At 61.5% G+C, this 26,484-nt stretch carries 24 protein-coding genes; 19 read left to right on the top strand and 5 right to left on the bottom strand.

Annotated features, from left to right (window positions below; translation table 11 throughout):
• The first annotated feature begins 1 nt into the window (after nucleotide 1).
• From cyoB to cyoD, 3 genes are read left to right on the top strand one after another with little or no spacing between them, the layout of a single operon-like run.
• A complete protein-coding gene (gene cyoB, locus NKJ75_RS24800) occupies nucleotides 2–2,002 on the top strand; it encodes a cytochrome o ubiquinol oxidase subunit I (RefSeq protein ID WP_023744489.1) in 2,001 nt (666 codons plus the stop codon).
• A complete protein-coding gene (locus NKJ75_RS24795) occupies nucleotides 1,999–2,685 on the top strand; it encodes a cytochrome (ubi)quinol oxidase subunit III (protein ID WP_023681134.1) in 687 nt (228 codons plus the stop codon). The genes cyoB and NKJ75_RS24795 overlap by 4 nt, the downstream gene beginning before the upstream one ends.
• The gene (cyoD, locus tag NKJ75_RS24790; RefSeq protein ID WP_023687822.1) at nucleotides 2,682–3,092 is read left to right on the top strand and encodes a cytochrome o ubiquinol oxidase subunit IV; all 411 of its coding nucleotides are present in this window, start codon (nucleotides 2,682–2,684) and stop codon (nucleotides 3,090–3,092) included. The genes NKJ75_RS24795 and cyoD overlap by 4 nt, the downstream gene beginning before the upstream one ends.
• Nucleotides 3,093–3,165: 73 nt before the next feature.
• On the opposite strand, the gene NKJ75_RS24785 is transcribed toward cyoD, so the two are convergent.
• Nucleotides 3,166–6,495 (bottom strand): DEAD/DEAH box helicase, encoded by a 3,330-nt coding sequence (locus tag NKJ75_RS24785; protein ID WP_352500311.1) that lies wholly within the window; start codon nucleotides 6,493–6,495, stop codon nucleotides 3,166–3,168.
• A gap of 212 nt (nucleotides 6,496–6,707) precedes the next feature.
• Here NKJ75_RS24785 and NKJ75_RS24780 point away from each other — a divergent pair, with 212 nt between their 5' ends.
• From NKJ75_RS24780 to NKJ75_RS24770, 3 genes are all read left to right on the top strand, one after another.
• A complete protein-coding gene (locus NKJ75_RS24780; RefSeq protein ID WP_245260109.1) occupies nucleotides 6,708–7,643 on the top strand; it encodes a Crp/Fnr family transcriptional regulator in 936 nt (311 codons plus the stop codon).
• 19 nt (nucleotides 7,644–7,662) lie between these two features.
• Nucleotides 7,663–7,899 (top strand): DUF6894 family protein, encoded by a 237-nt coding sequence (locus NKJ75_RS24775; protein ID WP_023668023.1) that lies wholly within the window; start codon nucleotides 7,663–7,665, stop codon nucleotides 7,897–7,899.
• 191 nt (nucleotides 7,900–8,090) lie between these two features.
• Nucleotides 8,091–8,267, top strand: a complete 177-nt coding sequence (locus NKJ75_RS24770) for a hypothetical protein (protein ID WP_023687819.1) — start codon at nucleotides 8,091–8,093, stop codon at nucleotides 8,265–8,267.
• Nucleotides 8,268–8,452: 185 nt separating this feature from the next.
• Here the strand turns inward: NKJ75_RS24770 and NKJ75_RS24765 are convergent, their stop codons facing one another.
• The 4 genes from NKJ75_RS24765 to NKJ75_RS24750 form a co-directional block, all read right to left on the bottom strand.
• Nucleotides 8,453–8,845, bottom strand: coding sequence for a response regulator (locus tag NKJ75_RS24765; protein WP_023714651.1), 393 nt, complete (start codon nucleotides 8,843–8,845; stop codon nucleotides 8,453–8,455).
• A 242-nt stretch (nucleotides 8,846–9,087) separates the two neighbouring features.
• Entirely contained in the window at nucleotides 9,088–9,618 is a 531-nt protein-coding gene (locus NKJ75_RS24760) for a DUF1003 domain-containing protein (RefSeq protein ID WP_023681128.1), read from the bottom strand.
• Nucleotides 9,619–9,637: 19 nt separating this feature from the next.
• On the bottom strand, nucleotides 9,638–10,696 hold the full coding sequence (locus NKJ75_RS24755; protein ID WP_023714653.1) for an alpha/beta fold hydrolase: 1,059 nt from the start codon (nucleotides 10,694–10,696) through the stop codon (nucleotides 9,638–9,640).
• A 128-nt stretch (nucleotides 10,697–10,824) separates the two neighbouring features.
• Entirely contained in the window at nucleotides 10,825–11,079 is a 255-nt protein-coding gene (locus NKJ75_RS24750; protein ID WP_023714654.1) for a hypothetical protein, read from the bottom strand.
• Between the two features lie 220 nt (nucleotides 11,080–11,299).
• Between NKJ75_RS24750 and NKJ75_RS24745 the strand changes: the two genes are divergently transcribed.
• From NKJ75_RS24745 to NKJ75_RS24685, 13 genes are all read left to right on the top strand, one after another.
• The gene (locus NKJ75_RS24745) at nucleotides 11,300–14,452 is read left to right on the top strand and encodes a GAF domain-containing protein (protein WP_023714655.1); all 3,153 of its coding nucleotides are present in this window, start codon (nucleotides 11,300–11,302) and stop codon (nucleotides 14,450–14,452) included.
• Nucleotides 14,453–14,821: 369 nt separating this feature from the next.
• On the top strand, nucleotides 14,822–15,790 hold the full coding sequence (locus NKJ75_RS24740) for a manganese catalase family protein (RefSeq protein WP_023691426.1): 969 nt from the start codon (nucleotides 14,822–14,824) through the stop codon (nucleotides 15,788–15,790).
• Between the two features lie 141 nt (nucleotides 15,791–15,931).
• Entirely contained in the window at nucleotides 15,932–16,981 is a 1,050-nt protein-coding gene (locus NKJ75_RS24735) for a chemotaxis protein CheB (protein ID WP_023681123.1), read from the top strand.
• Between the two features lie 351 nt (nucleotides 16,982–17,332).
• Nucleotides 17,333–18,037, top strand: a complete 705-nt coding sequence (locus NKJ75_RS24730; protein WP_502903923.1) for a heme-binding protein — start codon at nucleotides 17,333–17,335, stop codon at nucleotides 18,035–18,037.
• Nucleotides 18,034–19,911: a methanol/ethanol family PQQ-dependent dehydrogenase gene (locus tag NKJ75_RS24725; protein WP_023681121.1), complete on the top strand. Its 1,878-nt coding sequence runs from the start codon at nucleotides 18,034–18,036 to the stop codon at nucleotides 19,909–19,911. Before NKJ75_RS24730 ends, NKJ75_RS24725 begins: the two co-directional genes overlap by 4 nt.
• A complete protein-coding gene (locus NKJ75_RS24720; protein ID WP_502903922.1) occupies nucleotides 19,892–20,761 on the top strand; it encodes a substrate-binding domain-containing protein in 870 nt (289 codons plus the stop codon). The genes NKJ75_RS24725 and NKJ75_RS24720 overlap by 20 nt, the downstream gene beginning before the upstream one ends.
• Nucleotides 20,758–21,291 carry a c-type cytochrome gene (locus tag NKJ75_RS24715; RefSeq protein ID WP_023668011.1) on the top strand — a complete coding sequence of 178 codons (534 nt, stop codon included), beginning with the start codon at nucleotides 20,758–20,760 and terminating at the stop codon, nucleotides 21,289–21,291. Before NKJ75_RS24720 ends, NKJ75_RS24715 begins: the two co-directional genes overlap by 4 nt.
• Nucleotides 21,288–22,301 carry a cytochrome c oxidase subunit II gene (gene coxB / locus NKJ75_RS24710; protein ID WP_352500309.1) on the top strand — a complete coding sequence of 338 codons (1,014 nt, stop codon included), beginning with the start codon at nucleotides 21,288–21,290 and terminating at the stop codon, nucleotides 22,299–22,301. Before NKJ75_RS24715 ends, coxB begins: the two co-directional genes overlap by 4 nt.
• Nucleotides 22,298–24,268 (top strand): cytochrome c oxidase subunit I, encoded by a 1,971-nt coding sequence (gene ctaD, locus NKJ75_RS24705; RefSeq protein WP_352500308.1) that lies wholly within the window; start codon nucleotides 22,298–22,300, stop codon nucleotides 24,266–24,268. The genes coxB and ctaD overlap by 4 nt, the downstream gene beginning before the upstream one ends.
• Nucleotides 24,265–24,870: a cytochrome c oxidase subunit 3 gene (locus tag NKJ75_RS24700; RefSeq protein ID WP_023712215.1), complete on the top strand. Its 606-nt coding sequence runs from the start codon at nucleotides 24,265–24,267 to the stop codon at nucleotides 24,868–24,870. Before ctaD ends, NKJ75_RS24700 begins: the two co-directional genes overlap by 4 nt.
• Entirely contained in the window at nucleotides 24,870–25,211 is a 342-nt protein-coding gene (locus NKJ75_RS24695; RefSeq protein ID WP_023833987.1) for a hypothetical protein, read from the top strand. Before NKJ75_RS24700 ends, NKJ75_RS24695 begins: the two co-directional genes overlap by 1 nt.
• On the top strand, nucleotides 25,208–26,086 hold the full coding sequence (locus NKJ75_RS24690; protein WP_023833988.1) for a cytochrome c oxidase assembly protein: 879 nt from the start codon (nucleotides 25,208–25,210) through the stop codon (nucleotides 26,084–26,086). The genes NKJ75_RS24695 and NKJ75_RS24690 overlap by 4 nt, the downstream gene beginning before the upstream one ends.
• Nucleotides 26,067–26,483 (top strand): c-type cytochrome, encoded by a 417-nt coding sequence (locus NKJ75_RS24685; protein ID WP_023712217.1) that lies wholly within the window; start codon nucleotides 26,067–26,069, stop codon nucleotides 26,481–26,483. The genes NKJ75_RS24690 and NKJ75_RS24685 overlap by 20 nt, the downstream gene beginning before the upstream one ends.
• Nucleotide 26,484 lies beyond the last annotated feature (1 nt).

The following is a 26,484-nucleotide window of genomic DNA, read 5'->3' as shown; positions in this document are numbered from 1 at the left end:
GATGCTGGGCAAGCTCGACTGGTCGGTCGTTCCTTTCGATCAACCCATCCCCCTCGGTGCAGCCCTTGGCGTCTTTCTGGCAGCAGCCGCCGTGCTTGGCTGGATAACGGTGAAGGGCTACTGGCCATATCTGTGGAGCGAGTGGATAAGCTCGGTCGACCACAAGCGCATCGGCGTGATGTACATTGTGCTTGCGATGCTCATGCTTCTTCGTGGTTTTATCGATGCTATCATGATGCGCACACAACAGGTGCTGGCGATTCACGGGCCGGGCTACCTCCCGCCGGAGCATTACGACCAGATCTTTTCCGCGCACGGCACGATCATGATCTTCTTCGCCGCGATGCCGTTCATGATCGGCCTGATGAATTTCGTCGTGCCGCTGCAGCTTGGCGTACGCGATGTCGCTTTTCCGACGCTCAATTCCGTCAGCTTCTGGCTGACGGCTTCCGGAGCCCTGCTGGTCAACATCTCGCTTGTGGTCGGTGAGTTCGCGCGCACCGGCTGGCTGCCCTATGCCCCTTTGTCGGAAACCGCCTACTCGCCGGGCGTCGGTGTCGATTATTATCTGTGGGCGATCCAGATCTCCGGCGTCGGCACGCTGCTCACCGGTGTCAACCTGGTGACGACCATCCTCAAGATGCGAGCGCCGGGAATGGGCTATCTGCGAATGCCGATGTTCTGTTGGACCTCGCTCGCGTCCAACCTGCTCATTGTCGCAGCCTTCCCGATCCTTACCGCCACGCTCGCAATGCTGACGCTGGACCGGTATCTCGGCTTCCACTTCTTCACCAACGAAGCTGGTGGAAATCAGATGATGTTCGTCAACCTGATCTGGGCGTGGGGCCATCCCGAAGTATACATCCTGGTGCTTCCCGCCTTCGGAATCTTTTCCGAGATTTTCTCGACTTTTTCATCGAAGCCCCTGTTCGGATACCGTTCGATGGTCGCGGCCACGATGTTCATCTGCATCGTCTCGTTCATGGTCTGGCTGCATCACTTCTTCACCATGGGTGCCGGAGCGGACGTTAATGCCGCCTTCGGCATCGCCACGTCGGTCATTGCCGTGGGAACCGGTGTGAAAATCTACAACTGGCTCTTCACCATGTATGGCGGGCGCGTTCGTTTCGACACGCCGATGCTTTGGGCACTGGCTTTCGTGACCACCTTCACCGTCGGCGGCATGACTGGCGTCCTGCTTGCCGTCCCGCCGGCCGACTTCGTGCTACACAATTCCCTTTTCCTCGTCGCGCATTTCCATAACGTCATCATCTCGGGCGTGTTGTTTGGAGCATTCGCCGGCTTCACCTACTGGTTCCCCAAGGCGTTCGGTTTCCGTTTGCACGAAGGCTGGGGAAAAGCGGCATTTTGGGTCACCTTGGCCGGCTACATGCTGGTCTTCGTACCGCTCTATATCGTCGGTCTGCTCGGCATGACGCGGCGCCTGCAACATATCGATATGGACCTTTGGGCGCCGTGGCTGGTGGTGGCCGCTTTCGGCGTGGTGGTGATGATCGCCGGCGCGGCGCTGCAGATCACACAGCTATTCGTTTCGATCCGGCATCGCGACAAGTTTCGCGACGAAACCGGCGACCCGTGGGATGGGCGTTCGCTGGAGTGGTCGACATCTTCCCCTCCTCCTGTCTTCAATTATGCACGGCTGCCTCACGTGGAAGACGAAGAACCCTACTGGAGCATCAAGCAACGAGGGATCGAACAGAGCGCGGACGAGGAAAAGGCATATGAGCCGATCGAGATGCCTCGCAACAGCCCGACTGGCTTCGTCACCGCCTTCTTCAGCACACTGATCGGCTTCGCGCTGATCTGGCATATATGGTGGCTGGCGATCGTCGGCTTCATCGGCGCCTACGCAACCTTCGTCGTATTCGCCTGGCGCGATCATGGAGACTACGAGATCCCTGTCGACGAGGTCGCCCGCATCGATCATGACCACAAGGCAGCCCAGTTTGCCTGGCTGCGCGGGTGGGAGCGCCCGGCATGAGCGATCACGCATTCTCCGGCGACATCAGCGCCGGCACCCAGGCACGGGACCCGTATCGGCTTAATCACACCGGTCGGCATGCGGTGCGCTCTGCGACGGGCCACGGAGAAGGCGGCCCGGCCTCAAAGTTCGTCACGGTGACCTACGGCTTCTGGATCTTTCTCCTGTCCGACATCATCATGTTCTCGGCATTTTTCGCCGCCTACGCCGTGCTCGCCAAGGCAACCGCCGGCGGACCGACAGGCAAGGATCTGTTCGAACCGACACGGGTTGCGGTCCAGACGGGCCTTCTGCTCACTTCGAGCTTCACCGGCGGCGTGGCAACACTCGCCACCCGTCGCAGATCAATGGCTGCCACGCAGTTCTGGCTTCTCGTCACGGGGTTGCTCGGGGCAGCGTTCCTGTTCCTGGAACTACAGGAGTTCGCGGCAATGATCGGCGAGCAGGCAGGCCCCTCGCGCAGCGCATTTCTTTCTGCCTTCTTTGCGCTCGTTGGCTGCCACGGTGCCCACGTCGGTCTCGGCCTGCTCTGGCTGGGAACGATGATGGCGCAGCTGTGGGTCAAGGGCTTTCGGCCCGACATCTTGCGGCGGCTCCACTGCTTCGGGCTCTTCTGGCACGCCCTCGACATCATCTGGGTTGCCATCTTCACCCTGGTCTATCTGCTGGGAGCATCGTCATGACCGAGTTCGAGAGCAAGACCGGCGAGTTGCAGGACCGCCGCGATTCAGCGCCGGGCGAGGAACACATAAGCGAGCACGAAACGGCTGGGGGCCTCTCGGGCTATGTGCTCGGCTTCGGCCTGGCCATCCTGCTCACGATCGCGTCATTCCTGGCGGCGCGAACCGACCTGATTTACCAGCCCGCGGTCATCTCGGCCCTGGTGGTGCTCGCCGTTGCGCAGATGGGCGTGCATCTTGTCTTCTTTCTGCACCTGACCACCGGGCCGGACAACACCAACAACATCCTGGCCCTGGCCTTCGGCGTGCTGATCGTCGCGCTGGTGGTTCTGGGCTCTATCTGGATCATGGCCCACCTGAATGAAAACATGGCTGCCATGACACCCCATCAAACCGGAACCATGCCTTGAACGCTGCCCTGCGAACGCACGGCCGCCCACAGTGCACCATTCGCACCGATGGCCCCAGGAGACAAAAGGCTCGTCAGATCTCGTGCTTTGGCTGGGCTGCGCGTAGGGCATCAAGCGCTAAGCGAACCGCATCGATGCCTGAGACGCTGGGCTGGATCGGCCTGAAAATCAGGCGGCCCTTCCGGTAGTCCAGGCCCAACGCCTTGCTGTTCCGCCATTGGGACGCCGACGGCTTGTACCGAGGGGTGATCGCGATGGCCTCGGGACCGACATCGACTTTGCCGACGCCCAATTCCGACGCTGCTATTCGCAACCTGGTAAATTCCAGCAAAAGGGCTACTTCGCCAGGCATGTCTCCAAAGCGGTCCTCGAGCTCTTCGCTGAATGTATCGAGGTCCGGCTCCGAACGGATGCGGGAGAGCCGCGCATAGAGGCCAACGCGCACCGTAGGCTCGTCGACATAGCTCCCGGGAAAAGCCCCCTTTCCCGAGCCATTGATCTCGGCAAGTTGCTTGCCGAAGTCGGCCCCTCCGCCAGCCGCCGAGACCGCCCGCTCCAGCAAGTGCTCGTACAAGCCCACTCCGATCAGCTTCATATGCCCGGCCTGGTCTTCGCCGAAAAGATCTCCGGCGCCACGCAGGTCGAGGTCTCTTTGACTGATTGCCAGGCCGGAGCCGAGCCGATCGAGCGCAAGCATCGTCGAAAGCCGGGCCTTGGTGCCTTCGGCCAGTTCAACGCCAGGTTGGGTCAGAAGAAACGCTATGGCCTGCACCGCCCCCCTTCCGACCCGGCCCCGCAGCTGGTGCAACTGCGCCAGACCGAACCGGTCGGGGCGCCAAACGATGATGGTGTTGGCCCGCGGCACATCGAGGCCGCTCTCGATGATGTCGGTGCTCAACAAAATGTCGCCATCACCGTCGGCGAATCCGACCATGACTTCGTCCAGCTGTCTCCCTTTCATTTCACCATGCGCCGTCTTGACCCCGAGTTCCGGCACCAGTCTGTTCAGCTGGTCACAGGCCGGGGCAATATCCTCGATACGCGGGACCACGAAGAAGCTCTGTCCACCCCGGTGAAATTCACGCAGGAGGGCCGCGCGCACCGATGCTGGATCGAACGCTGCCAAGATCGTGCGAACGGGACGTCTTTTGGCGGGCGGAGAGTTTAGAACGCTGACGTCCTGGATGCCTGACAACGCCGATTGCAGCGTCCGGGGTATCGGTGTGGCGCTCATGCTCAGCGTATGGAGGCGAGGCGCCATGGTCCGCAGGGCCCGCTTCAACTTGACCCCGAACCGGTGCTCCTCGTCGATCACCAGCAGTCCAAGATTGGCGAAGGTGACGCTCCTGGACGCCAGGGCCTGAGTACCCACAACGACCGCAACCTGGCCGCTCCGCAGACCCTCTTTTGCCGCTCTCGCGTCCGCTGCCCCGACCATTCTTGAAAGGTGGGCGACCTGCAGCCCGGTTCCTGCGAAGCGGCGGCTGAACGTCTCATAGTGCTGTCGTGCCAACACCGTTGTCGGCGCTATGATAGCAACCTGTTTCCCGCAGAAAGCCGCGGCGGCGCAAGCACGCAGGGCGACCTCTGTCTTGCCGAAGCCGACATCGCCGCAGACGAGCCGGTTCATTGTTCTTCCCGACGAAAGATCATCGAGCACAGCGCGGATGGCGGCCGCTTGGTCGGGCGTCTCCGTATAGGGAAATCTCGCCGCAAAACGGGCCAAGTCCGTGCGGGAGGGCTTTATGATCTCGGCAGGCTGGCTGGACCTGATTTTGGCAAGACTCAAGAGGCGTTTGGCCAGCCTGTCGATCTCGCGCAACGCAGCTTCGCGTCGCTTCGGCCAGCCCTCGCCTTTGAGGCGATCAAGCGACACTGCCTCCGGTTCCGAGCCGTAGCGCCATATTCGTCCAAAGTCGTCGACCGGAACCAGCAAGGAAGCCCCGCCATGATATTCCAGTCTGACGACATCCTGTTGCTGGCCAGCCAACTCGACCTGTTCGACCGCGGCGAGCACGCCCAGGCCATGGTCTTCATGGACGACGACATCGCCAATGCGCAACTCGGGTTCGAGTATGCCCGTGGTCGCGCTCCCGCTCGCCTTTAACGCGGGCCCAAACAGGTCGGATGCGGCCACCACGGCGATATTGGATTGCGCGTCGACAAACCCTTCGTCGAGGACGAATTCAGCCTTGAGAACAGAGCCCCTCGCGGCCGAAAGGATTTGCGGCAAGTCGGCCGCTTCCTCTGCCCGCCGGCCTAGTCTCCTATCGAGCAGGCGATCTGCTCGCTGCAGTTCAGAGGCATCGCCGGTGAACACTACTCTGACTCCGGCACTCGTCTGCCCTCTGATGAATTCCGCGAAATCATACCCGGGTCGGGCCTGACGGAAGAATTTGGGAACTCCCACGGCAGAAACGGCTAGTCTCACGCAGCAGCGGTTAAGCAGAGCAGCGTCCCACTCTTCACGGGATAGGTAAAATCGTCCCGGCAAAGGTTTTTTCGTTCCGGCTGCCTCCTGCCTGGCACGACGTGCATCCTCGACCAGATCCAGAATTCTGCCGAGCGGCTGCCCGTCGGTCCCTTCAAGGAAGGAGATCGAAGCGCTGGAAGCCGCATCGAAGACGGATGGCATAGCGCCATACGATGCGACCAGGCGCTCCTCCATCGACGTCGTGCGCATCGCTGTCAACTCAGGATGCTCACCAGCTTTAAAGATCAGCTCGGATGCCGGTCCGACCGTAACCGAGTCTCGAACCTGATCGCTGAGCTGACTGAGCGGGTCGTAGGTCTTGAGCTGCCGGATGCAGGCATCGGGATCAACGATGACGCGAACGGGGCCATCCGCGCCAGCAGGGAAAATATCGATGAGATCGCCCCGAAAGGCTATCTCACCCGGTTCGTCGACCCTCTCGTCGACGACATAGCCAATGGCTTCGGACCAGGTTCTGAAATCGTCACGGTCGAGCTTTTGTCCCACCTCCAGAATTGTGAAACCGCCAGCGATGACCGGAGCAGGCGGCACCCGCTGCAGAATGGCTTCGAGCGACATTACAGCGATGCGCGGGCGATCCGGCTTCGTTGCGATCTCACGCAACGCACGAAGCCTTCGCCCCATATTGGCGCGTGTGGGCCACACCCTGTCGTAAGGCAGGCAATCCCAGGACGGCAGCAAGATTATATCCGCGTCAGGCAGGAACTGACGCAAGGCGCCGGCGATCTCCTCGGCACTGCGTTCCGAGGGAGCTATATGGATGATGTGCTTGTCCCGACTGGTCTCCAGGCCACGGGCCAGCGCTACCGCGATTGCTGAGGATGGCGGTCCGCCGTGCTCTATCGCAAACCCGCTGTCATCCGTGTGATCGATTTGTTCGACATCCGTCCGCGAAATATGCCTGTTCACTGAAATCTCACCTTGCCACTGAGACAACGTCAGCGGAGCCACCCCGTTCCTGGCGGCGCATCAAAGAGTTCCAGGACGGGCTGCGGGTGCAGCCCTTGAATGGGCGGAGCGACAGGGTCAAAGCTGCGCCGTGATCGGCGAACTCCTGGGGCTGGCTGCCCAGCGGGAAAATTTCTAGCCGAGCCTATGTCATAGGTTAATGCATTGCTGCCTTGCTCACCTATGGCTGTCCTAAAAAACTGGTGCTTCGATCATTCCGGGATCTTCAACCACGCTCGACGCTGGCAAAACGCTCCAGGCATGGGACCATGCCGCACGGCGGCGCCTTCTGCCGCCGCGCATATGTCCCCATGCCAGTCGGAACTTTTGGCGCGGATAATAGTTCGATCACCAACATCAGCCAGGTAGTCAATTTGTTCCCCACCTCATCCTCGGATGTACTCATTCGCAAGCTTCAGACCATCTCGGATCTTCGAGAGGCCGACATCGGCGTTCTGAAAGGCATTCCGATCCAGGAGAAGGAATATTTGGCCAACCACGATCTGGTGCGTGAGGGCGACCGTCCTGTTTACTCGTTTGTCGTTCTTGATGGCTTGGTCGGTTCCACCAAACATACGGGCGAAGGAAAGCGACAAATCACATCATTCTTCGTCGCCGGCGACATTCCTGATCTGCATGGGCTGCATCTGTCGGTCATGGATTGTAACTTCTCGACCCTTACGCCGGCGCGAATAGGTTTCATGCGGCATGACACCCTGCGTGCCGTTTGCGACCAGCACCCTCGCATCGCCACCGCTTTTTGGCGGTCGACGTTGATAGATGCCGCGATTTATAGGGAGTGGGTCATCAATGTGGGAAGACGCGAGGCATACACCCGCATGGCTCACATCCTGTGCGAACTGATTTTTCGCTTGCGCTCCATGGGGCGCATTGAGGATCACGTGGCGGATATCCCCATTACACAGGCGGCCCTTGGCGATGCGCTGGGTTTGTCCACGGTCCACGTCAACCGGATGCTCCAGGAACTACGACGCAGAGGCCTCATTGCCACCTCGGGATCAAAAGTTCACGCACTGGACTGGGCTGGCCTCACTCACGCAGGAGATTTCGACACGACCTACCTGCACCAAAGGAACCCCGCAGATTAGCAGTGACGGAAGCTCTCCGATGGCACGATTTTTCTTCGACAGCGGCGATGGCGATCTCATCTTCGAGGACGAAATAGGTGTCGAATGCGCTGGCCTCGAAGAGGTCCGCCGCGCGGGATTCGAGGGCCTTGTCGACCTCACGAGAGAGTCACTGAAGAGCGTCGACGGGCAGCAATTGTTTATCGAAGTGCGTGATGAAAACGGCGCCAAGATTTTGCGGCTGAGCCTCTCGCTTCGGGTAAAATCGAACGTATAAATTTGCACTCTACGCGCAGCGTTAGGCGAGCGGACTGGGACTGCAAACATCCACTGGCATGTCGTGTCTCAAAACCAGGCCACTTTTGAGCGACATGCATTAACCCATAGATTGTGCCTCGATTTGTGTACAGGACAGGGAACCATCAAAGAGCCGCCGAGTTCGTCCAACGGACAAGCCCGGAATCTAACGTGGAAGAAATCGGCAAGGCACAACAAAAGGTCATAGCCCGCCTCATACGGGAGTGGATTTCATCGGACGCCAATCGTCGCCAGCTTCGCCAGTTGCTGGATCTGCCGACAGATGCGGACATGCCCAGCGAGCATCGGTCATTGCTTGATGAACTCGACCGAAAGCTCAACCAATGAGCGCCCCTGCTTTCGGGAGGGCTTCCGAGTGGATGCGAGCCGGTGGCGAGGGAAAGGAGCTGAGGTCGACATCTGGTTGAGGCCGCCGACATTTGACCCAAGCAGACGCGAACGCTTTACGCCGGACGGCGCCGATTGGCCGAAGAAAGAATGTTCGGTGGTTTCGTGGAGCCGCGGTCCGATTCCTAGAGGTGAGTTTCTGCACCTTGCTGCGCGTTTAAAAGTTGAGAAACGGCAGTTACGATCTGCGGCAGAAAAAAGGGCTTGGTGATCATTATGCTGTTGGGCACACCTTCCGCTCCCCAGTGTACCGCGCTGTCGCCACTGATATAGACAACCGGGATGGTCGAGTTGGACCTTCGCAAGTGCCGAGCGACCTCCCACCCCGACTGTCCTGCTCCCAGACGGATGTCCGTGAGCACGGCCTTGAACTTGGTCGGATCGGGGTCGAAAGCCGCCAGCGCCTCGGCGGCACTCCGAGTGCCGACGACCTGGAAGCCGGCCTCCTCCAAAGCTGACTCGAGGTCGAGCAGGATCATTGTCTCATCTTCGACGATCAGAACAGCACCTTCGCTCATCCGGAATCTCCCCAAGCCGCCACCGCTAATACGAGTTCGGCGTCAACTTGGTTCCATCTGACGCGCAGCAGCCTGTTGGTATCGAAGCTCTACGCTGCCTCGATTGCGCGGCGGACTTGTGACGTCGGGAAGCCACCCTGGAAAAGGCCGACACCGGCTTAGCTGCTTCGACAGCCTTGGACAATGAGGCTGAATTACATGTTGTAGCCGACGCTTAACCGTTGCCAACGAGGTCGCTTTGATCAAGCGTTCTCCTGATCTCCAGAAGCTTGCTGGATCTGCGTCATCACCTTTTGGGGATCCACATTCTCGGCGAGTTCCGGCAGCTCTTTGTCGGCCGGGGTCGAGATATTCAGACGCGCCGTCAAGGCAGCCACCATCTCGATCAGCCGCGTGGTTTCATGTTCGTTCAGAAGGCTGATCTGCAAATCCAGTTCGGCTCGCCGCTCGCTGTGTGCGGCCATTCTGTTCTGATTGATCAGCACGAAAGTAGACAGGAAGATTGCCTCAACCGAGGCGACCATGGCTAGGATCACGAAAGTCGGGTCCCAAGCTGGGACGGCTGGTATCGCGCCAAGGTTCGCGAGGACCCAGACGACAAGAATTGCAAGGTGCAGATAGACGAAAGTCATGCTTCCCGCGAAGCGCGAAACGGCGCCGGCGACCCACGCTTGAACGCCTTGGTGCTCCTCTTGCTGTCGCCTGTGCTCCACCAGGGCCTGTATGTTCTGGTGGAGCACCGACTGCATGTCGGCTGGACGTTGGTCGCTCATTGAAAGCCCCGTTTGGAGATCATTCCGTGCAAGCGGCGTCGCTTATCGCCGGTGGCTCCCACGAGGCCGGATCTGCCTTGAACTCGACGGCACGAGACTTGGGTCGCTGCCGACGGCCCCCTTGGGACAAGGCGTGCCCTCCTGCAATAGTGTGCACCATGCCGACCACTGCCTGCGGGGCGCTCTGATGAACCATATGGCCGGCGCCCGGAACCACCTCAAGGAGAGACCCACCGACTTCCGCGTGCAAGCGTCGTGCATCGCGTTGCGCGTCGAACAACCGGTCCCCGGATCCCGCCATGATGCCGGTGGGCACGGCAATGTCCTTATAGTTGGCCTTTCCCAACAAGGACGCGGCCAGCATCGATGCTGTCTCCAGAGAAACCGCCCGCAATTGGGAAGGGCGGCTGGCGACATCTTTGGCGAGTGCGGCGAAGTCGCCGGCGACGACGGCGGGTTTAAAGATCTTCTCCATTGCCCAATGCCAAGCAAGCCTTACAAGCGGCGGCAGCAAGGTGTGACGAAACGCGGTGCCGATCACAGGCAATGCAGGGAGTGCGGCCAGTGCAAGATCCAGCCGCGGTGGCGGATAGTAGTAGCCCGAGACCAGCACGATGCCGGCGACCGACGGAGAATGCCTGCGCGCCAATTCGAGGGCGATCCAAGCTCCCCAGGAATGTCCAAGCACGAGGTATTTCTCTATACCCAGCCCGCAGGCGGCGGCATGTATAAGGTCGGCTTGGTCGCGAGCGGACCAACGCCGGCCGCGCGGCCGTGAGCTTCGCCCAAAACCGGGACGATCAAATGCAAGCACCCGATAGGTCTTTGCCGCCTCATCGAAGATGCCGCTCGACTTGAAATCCTCCGCCATGGATCCATTGCCATGCAGGAGAAGCAGCGGCATGCCGGTTCCGGCTTCGATAAAATGCAGGCGCACACCATCGATCTCCATCACACGTCCGCATGCCCGGCCGGCAATCGCACGTTTGGCGCGGATGGCGTTGTATGCCGCCAGCGCCGCCAACGAGGCCGCGAGCAACCCGGTCGCGAGTTTCGGTCCATCTCTGTCGAACGCCATGCCCGTGCCTGTTGGAAACTATCTGCCGACCCCAACTCTCGGGGCGAAAGCTTGTTCCGCCAGACAAGACAACGCTGTACAACCGGCTCAAGCGGCTAAAGTAGGCCTTCTCCATGGAGTTGGGACCGTTAAGCCTGGGCAGCACTGCTGCCTCCCATTTTCCAATCACCCTGCCAACGTGCGCGCACGGCAATGATCAGCATGGCCGCTTCCGTCATCCCGGTCTGGAAAAGTCTGACCAGCTCTCTCGCGATGGATTCTGCCGCGGTAGTGTCCGACGAAATCTCAAATTCCTGACACAGCGCGTCGAAAACCGACCGAAGCGTTTTCAGGTCGTCTGGATAGAGAGCGTCCGTATTCGTAAGAATGGGTCGGTCAAGCATCAAACGTCTCCAAACGAGTGAAGTGCGGTTCGGGCACCCAGCCAGCGGGAGCTCGTCAAGTGCCCGCTGGTTTCCCCTTTATCCGCCACAGCGCGCCAAGCTGTCATTAACCTATGACCGGTGCGGCGTGTTCGGCTGACCGGCCCGCCAAAGAAACTGCCGTCCTGCGGGGAACTCTTGGCCGCAGACTGCATTTAAGTCCGGGCAAAACGGGGGCGAAATGGGGGCCACTTCAAGCAATCCGCGATCTGAACTGCAGCGCTTCGAGCTTTTGGCAGCGCTGGGCGACCGTATTCGCGAGATTACGGATCCCGCAGAACTGGCCTACGCAGCCGCGGAACTGCTGGGGAACCATTTTGGCATCAGCCGAGCCGGATACGGCACGATCGATCTAGAGAAAGAAACGATCACCATTGACAGGGACTGGAACGCGCCAGGCATCAAAAGCCTGGCTGGGACGCTGAATTTCAGGAACTACGGCTCGTATATCGAGGATTTGAAGCGAGGCGAAACCGTTGTCTTTGAAAACGCCGAGACAGATCCGCGAACCAGCGGCCATGCGGAGGCACTCAAAGCCATCAGCGCCCAATCCGTCATCAACATGCCCGTTACCGAGCACGGCGGGCTGGTGGCGCTGTTATACCTGAACCACTCCGCGCCCAGACGCTGGGCGACGGAGGAAATAGCCCTCATTTCGGCAGTGGCGGACCGGACGCGTACGGCGATAGAACGCCTTCGCGCCGAACTGGCCCTCCGTGAGAACGCCGAACGCCTTGCTTTTCTCGACCGCCTCGGCAGGGAGATAGCCCTCGCGGCCGACGCCGATGCTGTCATGCAGATCACCACTCGGCTCCTCGGCGAACATCTTGGCGTCTCGATTTGCGCCTATGCCGACATGGAGCAGGACCAAGACCATTTCACCATCCGCGGCGATTGGAGCGCACCTGGCTCGCCCAGCATCAGGGGATATTACAGTCTTGCCGATTTCGGTCGCCTGGCTGTCACCAACCTCAGCGCCAACAAGCCGCTTATCATCAACAACAACCTTGAGGAAATTGCTCCCGAGGAAGCGAAGACCTTTCAGGATATCGGGATAACGGCAACCATCTGTATGCCTTTGGTCAAACAAGGCCGACTGACTGCCCTGATGGCCATCCACGACAAGCAGCGCCGCGTCTGGTCGCAACGCGAACTGTCCTTGCTGACCGAGGTGACGGAGCGGTCCTGGGCTCACATCGAGCGCGTGCGCTCGGAACAGGCGGCACGGGCGAGCGAGGAGCGGCTGAGGCTTGCCACCGACGCGGCCGCTATTGGCACCTGGGATTACGATCCCATCAGCGGAGTGCTGCGTTGGGACGACCGGTGCAAAGCCCTTTTTGGTTTGCCGCCGGACGCGGAGGTGACATATGAAAGCGCCTTCCTGGCGGGCCTCCACCCGGAAGATCGCGCACGGGCCGACGAGGCCGTACGCCAGTCGCTCGCGCCGGGCACCCCCTCCCGCTACGACATCGAATACCGGACGATCGGCCTTCGGGATGGCAAGGAGCGCTGGATTGCCGCAACGGGGGAAGCGCTTTTCCAGTCCGGCCGTGCGATCCGCTTCATCGGCACCGTGGTCGACGTCACCGCGCGAAAGCGGGTGGAGCATCAGCTTCAGTTGATGAACGCCACTGCGGCAGCCGTGGCGGCCGAGCTTGACGTGGAGCGAATTGTCCAGACGGTAACCGATGCCGGCGTGGTGCTGTCGGGCGCACAATTCGGAGCTTTCTTCTACAATGTGATCGACGACAAGGGCGACAGCTATGTGCTCTACGCCCTGTCGGGGGCACCTCGTTCTGCTTTCGAAAACTTTCCGATGCCGCGCAACACCGCGGTGTTCGAGCCCACTTTCCGCGGAACAAGCGTGGTGCGTTCCGACGATATCCTCACCGATCCGCGCTACGGCAAGAACTGGCCCCGCAAGGGAATGCCGGAGGGCCATCTGCCGGTGCGTTCCTATCTCGCCGTGCCGGTCGTCTCGCGTTCGGGCGAGGTGCTGGGTGGCCTCTTCCTTGGCCATCCAGAAATCGGCGTCTTCGCCGAACAGCAAGAGGCGGCCTTGCTGGGGCTTGCGGGCCATGCCGCGACGGCAATCGACAACTCCCGACTGTTCAAGGCGCTGCAGACACTCAACGGCACGCTCGAACAGCGTGTCAAAGATGAAGTAGCGGAACGCGCCAGAGCAGAAGAGCACCTGCGCCAAGCCCAGAAGATGGAAGCTGTCGGACAGCTCACCGGTGGCATCGCGCACGACTTCAACAATATGCTGGCCGTCATCATCGGCGGCCTGAACCTTGTGCAGCGCAAGCTCAGAAACGGCGATACCAACGTCCACCAATTCGTAACCGGCGCGATCGATGGAGCACAACGTGCCGCAGAACTTACCAGGCGACTGCTCGCCTTTTCCCGCCAGCAACCACTGGCGCCGAAGCGGCTGAATCCAAATCGCCTCGTCTCCGGTATGAGCGAATTGCTGAACCGGACGCTTGGCGAGACCATTCAGATCGAGACCGTGCTCGCTGCGGGCCTATGGCATGTCGAGGCCGACGCAGGGCAATTGGAAAGCGCGCTGCTCAACCTTTGCGTCAACGCAAGGGATGCCATGCCTGCTGGCGGCAAGCTGACGATCGAGACATCAAACGCCCACGTCGACGATCGCTATGCCAGGGAGAACGCGATCCCCTCCGGCCAGTATGTGATGATAGCGGTCACCGATACAGGAACGGGCATGACTGCTGATGTTGTCGCAAGAGCCTTCGATCCGTTCTTCACCACCAAGGGGGTCGGCAAAGGCACCGGGCTGGGACTCAGCCAAGTCTATGGGTTTGTTCGCCAGTCCGGCGGCAGTGTGAAGATCTATTCCGAGCAGGGCATCGGAACCACCTTGAAAATATATTTGCCGCGCTCGCACCATGGCGTGCTCGACAGCCAAATCGACGTCGTGGCAGGCGAGCACCCCGGCTGTGCAGACGAGATCATCATGGTTGTCGAGGATGAAGATCGCGTCCGGCTGATGGCCGCGGAAGCGCTGCGGGAACTGGGCTACTCCGTGCTGGAAATGCAAGGTCCACGCGAAGCGCTGGTGGCCGTCGAAAGCGGGCAAGTGCCGTCGCTTCTGTTCACCGACGTGGTGATGCCGGAGATGTCGGGCCGGGAGTTGGTGGATCAGGTCAAGACAATGCACCCGTCGCTAAAAGTGCTCTACACCACCGGCTACACACGAAATGCGATTGTCCACAACGGCACGCTCGATTTCGGAACCGAACTTTTGACCAAGCCCTACACGATCGACGAATTGGCAGAGAAAGTCCGGAAGGTGCTGGATCGAAAGTGAACGGGCAACAGCCCGCGACGCTCGCCGTGTGACCGAACCCGGCGTTTGCCGCTAGGTGTGCAGCGAAACGGGCCGGACACCGACATCATATTGACGTGGCCCGGCTTCACTTTTCCGAGCCAGTATCCCTCCAGATTTTGTCTACCTCTTGCCCATCCGCGGCCTTGCTCATTGCCGTGATGGCGCAGCACGATCGAAATCTCGTTGCCGCCGGTCACCAGTCGGAGAATCCCAGCGAGAAATATATGCGGCCTCTGGCTCCCTGCGATGCTCAACACTGAAGCTGCCGTAAAAATGCTCGCTGGCCGATGGCCGGATGGAACAATCAACTTGCCGGGATGTTCGGATGATCTAACCGGAGAGATGTCCATGTTCATGCACAACAAGCGCCTGCAATACACCGTTCGCGTCTCGGAGCCGAATCCTCGCCTGGCCTGCATGATCATGGAACAGTTCGGCGGCGCCGATGGCGAGCTTGCAGCGGCCATGCGCTATTTCACGCAAGGGCTTGGCGAGGACGATCTTGGCCGTCGCGACATGTTGCTCGATATTGCGACCGAAGAACTCAGCCATCTCGAAGTGGTGGGATCAATCGTCACCATGCTCAACAAGGGGCTCAAGGCACAGCTGGCCGAGGGCCAAATGAAGGAAGCCGACCTTTACCTGATGATCGGCGCCAGCGGCACAACAGCCAAGGAATCAATTCTGTTCGGCGGCGCTCCCGCGCTGTGCGACTCAGCCGGCGTTCCCTGGACTGCGGCCTATGTCGACTCGCGCGGTGAACCTACGGTGGATTTGCGGTCGAATATCGCCGCCGAAGCCCGCGCCAAGATCGTTTACGAACGCCTCATCAACATCACCGACGACCCGGGAATCAAGGACGCGCTCGGCTTCCTGATGACCCGCGAGATCGCGCACCAGAAGTCGTTTGAGAAAGCACTCTACGCGATCGAAAACAATTTCCCTTCCGGCAAGCTCCCAGGCGTAGAGAAGTACGCCAGCATGTATGTCAACACCTCTCAAGGCGACGGCGATGTCGCTGGCCCATGGAATTCCGGCGAAGAGTGGGATCGGATCGATGACCTTGAAGAGGTGATGCCCGTCGACGGCGGAGACGGCCTGGCAACTGTCAAGCTGGGGGCCAAAGACCTGAAGGTGGTGGCCAGGATGGCCGACCGTACGCTTTCCGATCCGGCTTCCGATCCGACAACAGGCGCTGATCTAGGGGCTGGCCCGGGAGCTGGCCGTACCAAGAACGCCGATTTTGGCGGCGCGGCAAGCATTCAGGAGGCCCCGGCCGTGGCAGAGGCTGCTGTCAAACGCGCACGTAGGCGTTAGCACAGAGCCGACATCATTGCGGGCATCTATGTTCCGCGATGCGGCCGGAAGCTAACACCGACGAAGGCAGGGCATCCGACCAGCAACGGACTGGCCGGAGCGCTCGCATCGACATCTGTGCTGAATGTGGGTGAAGCAACCATGGCCACCGCCGCACCACGATCAGATTCGGAGCGTGCGGGCCAGCCGGATAAGGTCCGTCCCGACGGTTGCGAGAACCGGTGCATCGTGACAATCGGAGCATCGGCCGGCGGCGTCGACGCGCTGAAGAGACTTGTCCGCGATCTTTCGCCGGACATCCCGGCGGCTCTCCTCGTCGTACAGCACGTTGGTCCCACGAGTTACCTCGGCGACATTCTCGGTCGCGCTGCCAACATGCCCGTTGCAAATGCCTCCAACGGCATGAAGGTTAAAAACGGGCACATCTTCGTTGCACCGCCCGGAGCTCACCTTCTGTTGCATGACGATCATATGCTGCTGCGGCGCGGGCCGCGCGAGAACCTGGCGCGCCCCGCCATCGACCCCCTGTTTCGATCGGCGGCCTGCAGCTTTGGCGGCAGCGTGATCGGCGTCGTGCTCACAGGCAGCCTCTCCGACGGCACCGCCGGCCTGCACGCAATCAAGATGTGCGGAGGCGTCAGCGTAGTCCAGGACCCCGGCGACGCTGCGGTACCCGACATGCCGCTGAGCGCCTTGCAGAATGTGGAAATCGACCATTGCGTCCCTCTGTCCGAAATGGCTGGCCTGTTGCACAGGCTTGCTTCCGAAATCGCAGGACCGACACCAGAAATCCCGTCCGGCATCCGCCTTGAGGCAGCGATTGCAGCTCAGGAGCACAGCACAATGGAACTGACCGAAGGCCAGCTTGGCGCCCCCTCGACATTTGTCTGCCCCGAATGTCATGGCCCCCTATGGGAGATAGAAGACGGGCCGATTACCCGTTACCGCTGCCACACCGGACATGCGTTCGGGGCAGACGTTTTGATGCAGGCCCAGGCTGACGATGCGGAACAGGCTCTTTGGAGCCTTCTAAGAGCGCACCAGCAGCGGGCTGAGTTGGCGAAACGTACGGCAAAACGCGAAGCCGCGCGGGAAAGACACAGCCTGGCCAGCCAAATGGCTGCGCGGGCCGCGGAATACGAAGCCGACGCGAAACTTATTGAAGAGATCATCCATCGTCGAACGCCGTGACAAGGCAACAGGGTTTGTCAGGCGGGTACGTCTGCGCTGTCCCGATCGCGGTTTTCCCGGATCAGCCGCGTTGCCTCATTGCTTGGCATGTGGCCACGGATGTCCAGGTCCCATGCTTTGATTGAACACCTGCACCCAAATCCAACCGCATGAATTTTATGCAAAGCAGGAACATAGAAGCATTACGCGAGTTAGGCACTGACGCATTGGACGTATCCTCGCATTCTGCGGTCTGCCGGGGTGGTCCTTGTTATGTGAACGAATGCCAGGACAATGTATCGCTATCAGCTTTTCGTACCTCTTTTTGGCCTGCTGTTGCTGATGGGTGGCCTGTTCCACGGGCACGAGGCCATGGCGCAGGAACCCTGTCCGGCCGACCACGACAAGCTGCTTGCAGCCCTCAAAGCCAACGTGAAGGCAAGCGGCGGACCAGCCAATGGCGGCTTTGAAACCAACGAATGGGCAGCCATCGTTGCCCGTGACGGCACTGTCTGCGCGATTGCGTTCAGCGGCCCCACCCCCGACTCGCAATGGCCGGGAAGTCGGCTCATAGCAGCGGAGAAGGCCAACACGGCCAACGGTCTCAGCCTGGCTCAGATGGCCCTCTCGACGGCCAATCTCTATGCGGGGGTGCAGCCCGGGGGACCGCTATTTGGCCTGCAGGAGACCAATCCCGTCAACCAGGCCGCGGCCTATACGGGCGATCCCAAAACGTTCGGAAGCGGCGGCGACCCGCTCGTCGGCAAGCCGATCGGAGGCGTCGTGGTGTTTGGCGGCGGGCTTGCCCTCTACGACGGCAAGAGCATTGTCGGCGGCCTCGGCGTTTCAGGCGATTCCTCATGCGCCGATCACAATGTGGCCTGGCGTATCCGCGCGGCGCTCGGCTTCGACAAGGTCCCGGCAGGCGTCAATCCAAATCGCAAGGATGCCATTGTCTACGATCTGGCCCCCGGCGGCAAAAGCGCTTCGGGCTGGGGCCATCCGCTTTGTGCCGGAACGGAGGCCGACATCGCGGCCGAACTCGGCGCCGGCGTGGGAGGCTCGATCAATAAATGAAAGCTATGCCGCAGTTGGCATTAACGCGCGTTGACGTAGAACGACATACCCGCAAATTGGCAGCCGGGAATTCCTTTGGCGCTATCCTTCTGGTGACGCTGCTCGCCTGCCTGCCGCTTTTGGGCGCTGCGTCCGAGCCACCTAAAACACCAGCGATCGTACCACCAGCCGCAGCCTCGCCACCCGATGACGGCCAATGGACGATGCCGGCCAAGAACTACGCGTCGACGCGCTTCAGCGAACTCTCCGAGATCAACGAAGGCAACGTCAAGAACCTGCAGGTCGCGTTCACGTTCTCGACAGGCGTGAACAAGGGCCAGGAAGCAGCGCCGCTGGTCGTCGGCAACACCATGTATATCGTGACGCCCTTTCCCAACTTCGTCTATGCGCTCGATCTCTCCAAGCCCGGCGCCCCGATGAAGTGGAAGTACGAACCCAATCCCGAGCCGGCGGCACAGGGGGTGGCCTGCTGCGACGTCGTCAACCGAGGGGTGGCATTCGCCGACGGGCGCATCTTTTTCAATACGCTGGACGGCCACACGATTGCCCTTGATGCGAACACGGGCAAGCCGATCTGGAACACTCATGTCGGCAACATCAACATCGGCGAGACCATCACCATGGCGCCGCTTGTGGTGAAGGGCAAAGTGCTGGTCGGCAATTCCGGCGGCGAGATGGGCGTTCGCGGCTGGGTAAAGGCGCTCGACGCCGGCGACGGTCATGTCGTCTGGATCGCCTATAGCACCGGGCCGGACAAGGACGTGCTGATCGGATCGGACTTCAAGCCGCACTACGACATGGACAAAGGCAAGGATCTTGGCGTCACGACGTGGCCGCCGGAAGCCTGGAAGATCGGCGGCGGCAACATGTGGGGCTGGATTTCCTATGATCCCGATCTGAACCTGATCTTCCACGGCACCGGCAATCCCGGACCATGGAATCCGGATTTGCGGCCGGGCGACAACAAGTGGACGTCTGGCATTTTCGCGCGCGATCCCGACACCGGCGCGGCGAAATGGTTCTATCAGTGGAGCCCGCATGACCTCCACGATTATGACGGCATCAACGAGCAGATCCTGCTCGACATGACCTGGCAGGGCAAGCCGCGCAAGGTGCTGATCCGGCCGGAGCGCAACGGCTATCTCTACATCCTCGACCGGACAACCGGCGAGGTGCTGTCGGCAAAACCGTTTGGTCCGGTCAACTCCAGCAAAGGTGTGGATCTGAAAACCGGTCGGCTGATCGTAAACCCGGACAAGAAGACCGGCACCGGCAAGGTCGTTCGCGATATCTGTCCGACGGCGTCGGGCCTCAAGGACTGGCAGCCTTCCGCGTTCTCGCCGAAGACCGGCCTGCTCTACATCCCGCACAACAACCTGTGCATGGATGAAGAAGGCGTCGAGGTGAACTACATCGCCGGCACGCCCTATGTGGGCATGAACGTCCGCATGATACCAGGGCCCGGCGGTAATCGCGGCGCCTTCACCGCCTGGGACATCGCCGCGGAGAAACCCGCCTGGAGCCTCAAGGAGAATTTCCCGGTGTGGAGCGGCGCGGTGGTGACCGCCGGCGACGTTGTCTTCTATGGCACGATGGAAGGCTGGTTCAAGGCGGTCAGCGCCAAGACCGGAGACCTGCTTTGGCAGTTCAAGACCTCGTCCGGGATCATCGGCCAGCCCATCACCTATCGCGGTCCCGACGGGCACCAATATGTCGCCATCCTCTCAGGCGTCGGCGGCTGGGCCGGCGCCATTGTATCGGGCGATCTTGACCCGCGTGACGCCACCGCCGCGCTCGGTTTCGTCAATGCCATGAAGGATCTGAAGAACGCGACAACCTCGGGAGGCACGCTTTATGTGTTCCGGCTGCCTTGATGGATTGTACTTGACCGTAGGTCCGGCGCGAAAGGGGTGTCAACGGCTGGCGATCGGCATGGCCGCGATCGCCTTCGTGTTCTTGACGGCCACAGCCGACGCACGTGAGCTGAGGGTCTGCGCCGATCCGAACAACATGCCGTTCTCCAACGCGGCAGGTCAGGGCTTCGAGAACAGGATCGCCGAAATCGTTGCGTCCGATCTCGGCGCCAAGCTGACCTATACCTGGTGGGCGCAGCGTCGCGGCTTCATCCGCAACACGCTGAAGGCGGGCCTGTGCGATCTCGTGCCGGGCACGCCGAGCAACCTCGAAATGCTGCGCACCACCACGCCCTACTACCGATCGTCCTATGTCTTCGTCACCCGCAGGGACGGCCCCGACGTAGCATCGTTCAATGATCCGCGGCTGCGCGACATGCGGATCGGTGTTCAGCTCATCGGCGACGATGGCGCCAATTCGCCTCCGGTCCAGGCGCTTGGCCGCCGCGGTATCGTCGGGCACCTCGTTGGCTATCCGGTCTATGGCGATTATTCCGCCCCCAACCCGCCGGCGCGCATCGTCGAAGCGGTGGCGAGTGGCGAGATCGACCTTGCCGTGGTCTGGGGCCCCCTCGCCGGCTACTTCGCCGCCAGGCAGAAGGTGCCGCTCCGCATCACGCCGGTTGCGCCCCGCATCGACGGACCGCAACTGCCGATGATCTACGACATCTCGATGGGCGTCCGCCGCGAAGACGATGCGCTGCGCGGCGATGTCAATGGCGCCCTGTCCAGGCACAAGGTCGAGATAGATGCCTTGCTGTCACAGTATGGCGTGCCGCGCCTCGATGCCTCGGGGAGCCCGGTGCGATGAGAGCCGTTGTGGCCATGCTCCTGTTTCCAGTCCTGGCGCTCGCTGCCTGCCAGCGCGAGGAACGTGACACGCGCCCGCAATCGGCGCTCGGATCGGGCGAGCAGCCGACGCCTGTGACCACGCTGGAGCCCGGCGGACAGCGCCCCCCCGCCAGCGATAACAAGGCGGCGAGCTTCGAGGCCAACGCCTTCCACATGAGCGAAGGGAAACGGCTTTTCGGCTGGTTCAACTGTTCGGGATGCCACGCCAATGGCGGCGGCGGCATGGGGCCGGCCCTGATGGACCAGAAGTGGCTCTATGGCAGCTCGATCGAAAGCATCCATGCCACGATCCGCGACGGTCGGCCAAACGGCATGCCGAGCTTCCGCGACAAGATTCCCGACGACCAGATCTGGGAGCTTGCGGCTTTCGTGCGCTCGCTGAGCGGCAACGCGCCGTCTTCCGCCGCGCCGCAACGCAATGACGACATGATGGCGCATCCGTCGGAAAACCGCATGCCGGACGCGGCCACGCTGGGGAAGTCGCCGTGAAACGTCTCGTCTCGATGGCGTTCGCCACCGCCGGCGCTCTGTTGCTCCAGGGATGCGCAGGCTGGCAATCCGCCCTCGACCCGAAAGGTCCCGCGGCGAGCGAACTGGCATGGCTGATCTGGTTCTTCACCGTGCTATGCGCCGTGGTGTGGGTGCTGGTGATGATCGCCCTCGTCGTGCCCTTGATGATGCGGTCGCGCGCGCAGGCGGAGCCGCTCGCGATCGAGGCCGGCGCCGACGACCGGAAGCTGCGCGCGGTGATGACCGCCGTCGGGTTGACCGCCATTGTCCTGATCGGACTGACCTTGCTGAGCTTCTTCGCCAACAGGACGCTCGCCGCGATCGGCTCGGATGCCGCGCTGACCATTCGGGTCACCGGCCATCAATGGTGGTGGGAGGTGCGCTATGAGGATGCCACGCCAAGCCGCATCCTGACCACGGCGAACGAGATCCATATCCCCGCCGGGGAACCGGTGCGGCTTCTTCTGACCTCGACCGACGTCATCCATTCCTTCTGGATTCCGAGCCTTTCGGGCAAGCTCGACCTCATTCCCGGCCACATGAACGTGCTCGACCTCAAGGCAGACAAGCCTGGTGTTTACCGAGGTCAATGCGCCGAGTTCTGCGGGGCGCAGCACGCAAACATGGGCACCTTCATCATCGCCGAGCCGCGTGCGAAGTTCGACGCCTGGTGGAACGACCAGTTGCAGCCGGCAGCTACTCCGACGGGGGACGAGGCCAAGGCCGGCCAGGATCTGTTTCTGAAGCGCCCTTGCGTGATGTGTCACAGAATAGGCGGCACGCCTGCCGGAGGAACGGTCGCCCCCGACCTCACCCATATAGCCAGCCGGCAGACGCTTGCCGCCGGGACATTGACCATGAGCCGCGGCAATCTCGCCGCCTGGGTAGCCGACCCACAGGGCATCAAGCCCGGATCCCACATGCCGGTGGTGGAGCTCAGCGGCGACGAGCTCAACGCCATGGTCGCCTATCTCGAGGCGCTTAAATGAGCAGCGCGGACCTCACAAGCGAACGCGACCTGCCGCGCGAAACGCCCGCCACAGGCGACGTCGCACCCGAGCATGACGGACCGCGCGACACCGGCATGGACGATGCCAACCTGGATCGCTGGCTGGCGCGGACATGGCGCACGCCTCCCGGCATCATCGGCGCGCTGTCGAGCGTCGACCACAAGGTCGTCGCACGGCGCTATCTGATCACCGCCTTCGTGTTTCTGTGCCTGGGCGGGCTCAACGCTGTCGCCATGCGCATCCAGCTCTCAGGGCCGCAGCGCGGTCTGATCGGCCCGGACCTCTACAACCAGCTGTTCACGATGCATGGTGTGACCATGATGTTCCTGTTCGCCGTGCCCATCGTGCAGGCGACAGGCATCTATCTCGTCCCGCTGATGGTCGGCAGCCGCAACATCGCCTTTCCCCGCCTGAATGCGTTCAGCTACTGGATCTATGTTTCGGGCGGCATATTCGCCTGGGTGTCTTTCGCGCTCAACATGGCGCCCGACGTCGGCTGGTTTGCTTATGTGCCGCTGTCAGGCCCCGAATTCGCGCCGGGCAAGCGGGCCGACGTCTGGGCCCAGATGATCACTTATACAGAAGTATCCTCCCTGGCCGTCGCGGTGGCAACCATCGTCACCGTGTTCAAGCAGCGAGCCCCCGGCATGTCGCTGGACAGGATTCCGCTCTACGTCTGGGCAATGCTGGTTACCTCCTTCGTCGTCGTCTTCGCCATGCCCGCGGTGATGATCACCTCGACCTTCCTGATCCTCGACCGGCTGGTCGGCACACATATCTTCAACCCGGCCGAGGGCGGCGACGCACTGCTCTTCCAGCATCTGTTCTGGTTCTTTGGCCATCCCGAGGTCTACATCATCTTCCTGCCGGCGACGGGCATGGTCTCCGCGATCATTCCGGTCTTCGCCCGGCGTCCCGTGTTCGGGCATCTCGGGCTGGTCTTGTCGCTGATCGCCGTCGGCTTCCTTTCGTTCGGCCTCTGGGTCCATCACATGTTCGCGACGGGACTACCCAAGCTCGGCGCCAGCTTCTTCACCGCGTCGAGCATGCTGATCGCCATCCCCAATGGCGTTCAGATCTTCTGCTGGCTGGCGACCTTGTGGGACGGCAGGCCGGTGATCCGCACGCCGCTGCTGTTCGTGTTCGGCTTCTTTTTCATCTTCGTCATCGGCGGCCTCACCGGCGTCATGCTCGCTTCGGTGCCGCTGGACCTCCAGGTGCACGACACCTATTTCGTCGTCGCCCATTTCCATTACGTGCTGATCGGCGGTTCGGTCTTCCCGCTGCTGGGCGCGGCCTATTTCTGGTTCCCCAAGATCAGCGGCCGCATGATGAGCGAGCGTCTCGGGCGCTGGCATTTCTGGCTGGCTTTCATCGGCTTCAACGCGGCTTTTTTCCCAATGCATCTCGTCGGGCTCTGGGGCATGCCACGCAGGGTCTACACCTATCCGGCCGAGCTTGGCTGGGGCAACATCAACCTGTTCATCAGCGCCGGCGCGGTGCTCTTTTTCCTCAGCTTCGTACTGTTCACTTTCAATCTTGTACACGGCGCGTTGAAGGGCGCGCTGGCCGGAAACAATCCCTGGGATGCCGGTACGCTCGAATGGGCGACGTCTTCGCCGCCGCCAAGCTATAATTTCGCGCGGATACCGATTGTCACACATGTCGAGCCGCTCTGGGCCGAACGCGAGGCGCTGCCTGTGGCGACCGGACTCCGCGTCGATGTCCGTGAGTTGTTGATCTCAACCGTGGCGGAAGCCCATCCCGACATTCGCGAGAAATCGGCGACACCGTCGATCTGGCCGCTGCTGGCGGCAATCGCCGTCGGCGGTACGTTTGTCTATTCGATCTTCACGCCCTGGGCGATCGTCTGGGGCGCCGCGCCGATCGCCATCACCTTGATCGGCTGGTTCTGGCCCAAGGACGACCCGGAGGATGAGGGATGAGTGAGCGTCCCAGCTTGGATCTTTCGGACCTCCCAACCTTTGGACATGGTCCGCGCAGCCCGACCTGGTGGGGAACGCTCGGCTTCATGGCGCTGGAAGGCATGGGCTTTGCGTTGGCCGCGGGCGCTTATCTCTATCTCGCCACTTTGTGGCCCAACTGGCGTCTAAGCGCCCCGCACCCCGACCATTGGCCCGGGACGATCGTCACCATCCTGTTTATCATCAGCGTGGTGCCGAATCACATCCTCCACGGCCATGCCAAGCAATGCGCGATCGTTCCGGTGCGGATCGGGCTGGTGGTGATGTCGCTGCTCGGTCTGGCCCCGCTTGTCGTGCGCTGGTTCGAATTCCCCGCGCTGAACATCTACTGGGACACGAACGCCTACGGCTCGATGCTCTGGGTGCTGCTCGGGCTGCACACCACACACCTGATCACCGATGTCGGCGACACCATCGTTTTGACGGTGCTGATGTTCACACGCCATGGCTATAGCGGCCGGCGCTTCGGCGATGTCGGCGACAATGTCTTCTATTGGGATTTCGTGGTGCTGACCTGGATCCCGATCTATCTGCTCATCTACTGGATGCCGAGGCTAGGCTGATGCGTGCGTTGAAAATGGGAACGTCCTGGGGTGGTCTTCTGTCGGGGCCGATGGCTTGGGCAATCTCGACGCAGCTGAACTACGCACTCGTACCATGGCAGTGCAACCGCCAGGTGCCGGTGGTGCTTCCCGTGGCACTGGTGCTCGCCGTGCTTTCGCTGCTCGGCGGTGCCTTGTCATGGCGGGCGAAGCGGCAGGGCGGCGCCGCCTTCAAGCCTGAGCGCACGCGCAGCACCGAGCAGTTCGTCGCCGATCTCGGCATGCTTGCGGCATTGCTGTTTGCCCTCGTCATCATCATGCAAGGCAGCGCGGCTCTCATTCTCGACGAGTGCATGCGATGAGCTTCGACGCGTTCTTCTCGACCTCGATCTGCTACGGCGCCGGCGCGCCCGAGGCCGGATGGACGCTCGCATTTCCCATCACGTTTCCGCTGGCCGCGATTGCCTTCCTTTATTCCATCGGAGCGACTCGGTTGTGGCGCCGCAGCAGCCGAGGCCGTCCCGAGCGGATGCGGCAGGCGTTGTTTTTCGCCGCCGGTTGGGGCGTGCTGACGGCAGCACTGGTCAGCCCCATCCACGCGCTCGGCGAGCGGGTGTTTGCCGCCCATATGATCGAGCATGAACTGCTGATGGCGGTGGCGGCGCCCCTCCTTGTCGCCGCTTGCCCAGGCGCAGTCCTGCTCTGGTCCTTGCCGGCCTCACTTCGCCGCGGAACGGGCAAGCTCACGCGCGCAAAGACGCTGCAATCGGTTTGGGCCCTGGTGATCCGCCCCCTCAACGCGACGATCATTCACGGCGTCGCCATCTGGATCTGGCACATTCCGGCGTTGTTCCAGGCAGCGCTCCAGCAGGGCTTTCTTCATTATGCCCAGCATGCGAGCTTCCTCGGCACAGCCTTGCTGTTCTGGTGGGCGCTCCTTCCGCGCCCCGGTCGACAGCAGACCTATGGCAGCTCCGTCATGCATCTTTTCTTCACCTCGCTTCATACCGGCCTGCTCGGTGTCCTGCTGCTGATGTCGCCCAAACTCTGGTATCCGGAGAATGGCGCCGGCGCCGCGTTGTGGGGAATGACCGCGATCGAGGACCAGCAGCTCGCCGGATTGGTAATGTGGGTTCCGGCCGGCTTGATCTATGGCGGCGCCGCCCTGCTGCTCGCCGGCCTTTGGATAAGCAGCAGCGCAACCAGGGAGGCAACACATGCGCTCCGACCTGGGTAGGCTGATCGGGGGCGCCCTTGCCGCAATCCTGCTGCTGACCGCGGCTGTGGCAGCGGCGACCTTGTGGTCCGACCGGCGCGACCGTGTCCGGCACGAGTCGGATGCGGCGACCGGGGGCGTAGGCGCTCGCGCCATTCCGATCATGACGGCGAATGGCTGCTCCGGCTGCCATACGATACCCGGCGTGCCGGGTGCGCAAGGCCAGGTCGGACCCCGCCTGGACGGTGGCCTTGCCGACAGGGTCTTTATCGGTGGCCTGCTGGCAAACAATCCGGAGAACATGATCCGCTGGATACGCTCGGCGAGGGAAGTCAATCCGCACACGGCCATGCCGTCGACGAGGATCACCGAGCAACAGGCGCGGGACATCGCCGCTTATCTCTATGCTTTGAGGTAAA

Origin of the sequence: Mesorhizobium sp. M0058, assembly GCF_040323095.1 — a bacterium.
Classification (GTDB): Bacteria; Pseudomonadota; Alphaproteobacteria; order Rhizobiales; family Rhizobiaceae; genus Mesorhizobium.
Note: the sequence above shows the minus strand (reverse complement) of the source record. Positions and strands in the feature narration are given on the sequence as shown.

Excerpts from the sequence above, each read along its gene's own strand:
- NKJ75_RS24760 (WP_023681128.1), bottom strand. The coding sequence starts at position 9,618 with ATGAGCGACCAACGTCCAGCCGACATGCAGTCGGTGCTCCACCAGAAC.
- cyoB (WP_023744489.1), top strand. The coding sequence starts at position 2 with ATGCTGGGCAAGCTCGACTGGTCGGTCGTTCCTTTCGATCAACCCATC.
- NKJ75_RS24775 (WP_023668023.1), top strand. The coding sequence starts at position 7,663 with ATGGCACGATTTTTCTTCGACAGCGGCGATGGCGATCTCATCTTCGAG.
- NKJ75_RS24700 (WP_023712215.1), top strand. The coding sequence starts at position 24,265 with ATGAGTGAGCGTCCCAGCTTGGATCTTTCGGACCTCCCAACCTTTGGA.
- NKJ75_RS24725 (WP_023681121.1), top strand. The coding sequence starts at position 18,034 with ATGAAAGCTATGCCGCAGTTGGCATTAACGCGCGTTGACGTAGAACGA.
- NKJ75_RS24735 (WP_023681123.1), top strand. The coding sequence starts at position 15,932 with ATGGCCACCGCCGCACCACGATCAGATTCGGAGCGTGCGGGCCAGCCG.
- NKJ75_RS24720 (WP_502903922.1), top strand. The coding sequence starts at position 19,892 with ATGTGTTCCGGCTGCCTTGATGGATTGTACTTGACCGTAGGTCCGGCG.
- NKJ75_RS24715 (WP_023668011.1), top strand. The coding sequence starts at position 20,758 with ATGAGAGCCGTTGTGGCCATGCTCCTGTTTCCAGTCCTGGCGCTCGCT.
- NKJ75_RS24740 (WP_023691426.1), top strand. The coding sequence starts at position 14,822 with ATGTTCATGCACAACAAGCGCCTGCAATACACCGTTCGCGTCTCGGAG.
- cyoD (WP_023687822.1), top strand. The coding sequence starts at position 2,682 with ATGACCGAGTTCGAGAGCAAGACCGGCGAGTTGCAGGACCGCCGCGAT.
- NKJ75_RS24795 (WP_023681134.1), top strand. The coding sequence starts at position 1,999 with ATGAGCGATCACGCATTCTCCGGCGACATCAGCGCCGGCACCCAGGCA.
- NKJ75_RS24755 (WP_023714653.1), bottom strand. The coding sequence starts at position 10,696 with ATGGCGTTCGACAGAGATGGACCGAAACTCGCGACCGGGTTGCTCGCG.
- NKJ75_RS24730 (WP_502903923.1), top strand. The coding sequence starts at position 17,333 with ATGGCGCAGGAACCCTGTCCGGCCGACCACGACAAGCTGCTTGCAGCC.
- NKJ75_RS24685 (WP_023712217.1), top strand. The coding sequence starts at position 26,067 with ATGCGCTCCGACCTGGGTAGGCTGATCGGGGGCGCCCTTGCCGCAATC.
- NKJ75_RS24745 (WP_023714655.1), top strand. The coding sequence starts at position 11,300 with ATGGGGGCCACTTCAAGCAATCCGCGATCTGAACTGCAGCGCTTCGAG.
- NKJ75_RS24750 (WP_023714654.1), bottom strand. The coding sequence starts at position 11,079 with ATGCTTGACCGACCCATTCTTACGAATACGGACGCTCTCTATCCAGAC.
- NKJ75_RS24690 (WP_023833988.1), top strand. The coding sequence starts at position 25,208 with ATGAGCTTCGACGCGTTCTTCTCGACCTCGATCTGCTACGGCGCCGGC.
- ctaD (WP_352500308.1), top strand. The coding sequence starts at position 22,298 with ATGAGCAGCGCGGACCTCACAAGCGAACGCGACCTGCCGCGCGAAACG.
- NKJ75_RS24695 (WP_023833987.1), top strand. The coding sequence starts at position 24,870 with ATGCGTGCGTTGAAAATGGGAACGTCCTGGGGTGGTCTTCTGTCGGGG.
- NKJ75_RS24765 (WP_023714651.1), bottom strand. The coding sequence starts at position 8,845 with ATGAGCGAAGGTGCTGTTCTGATCGTCGAAGATGAGACAATGATCCTG.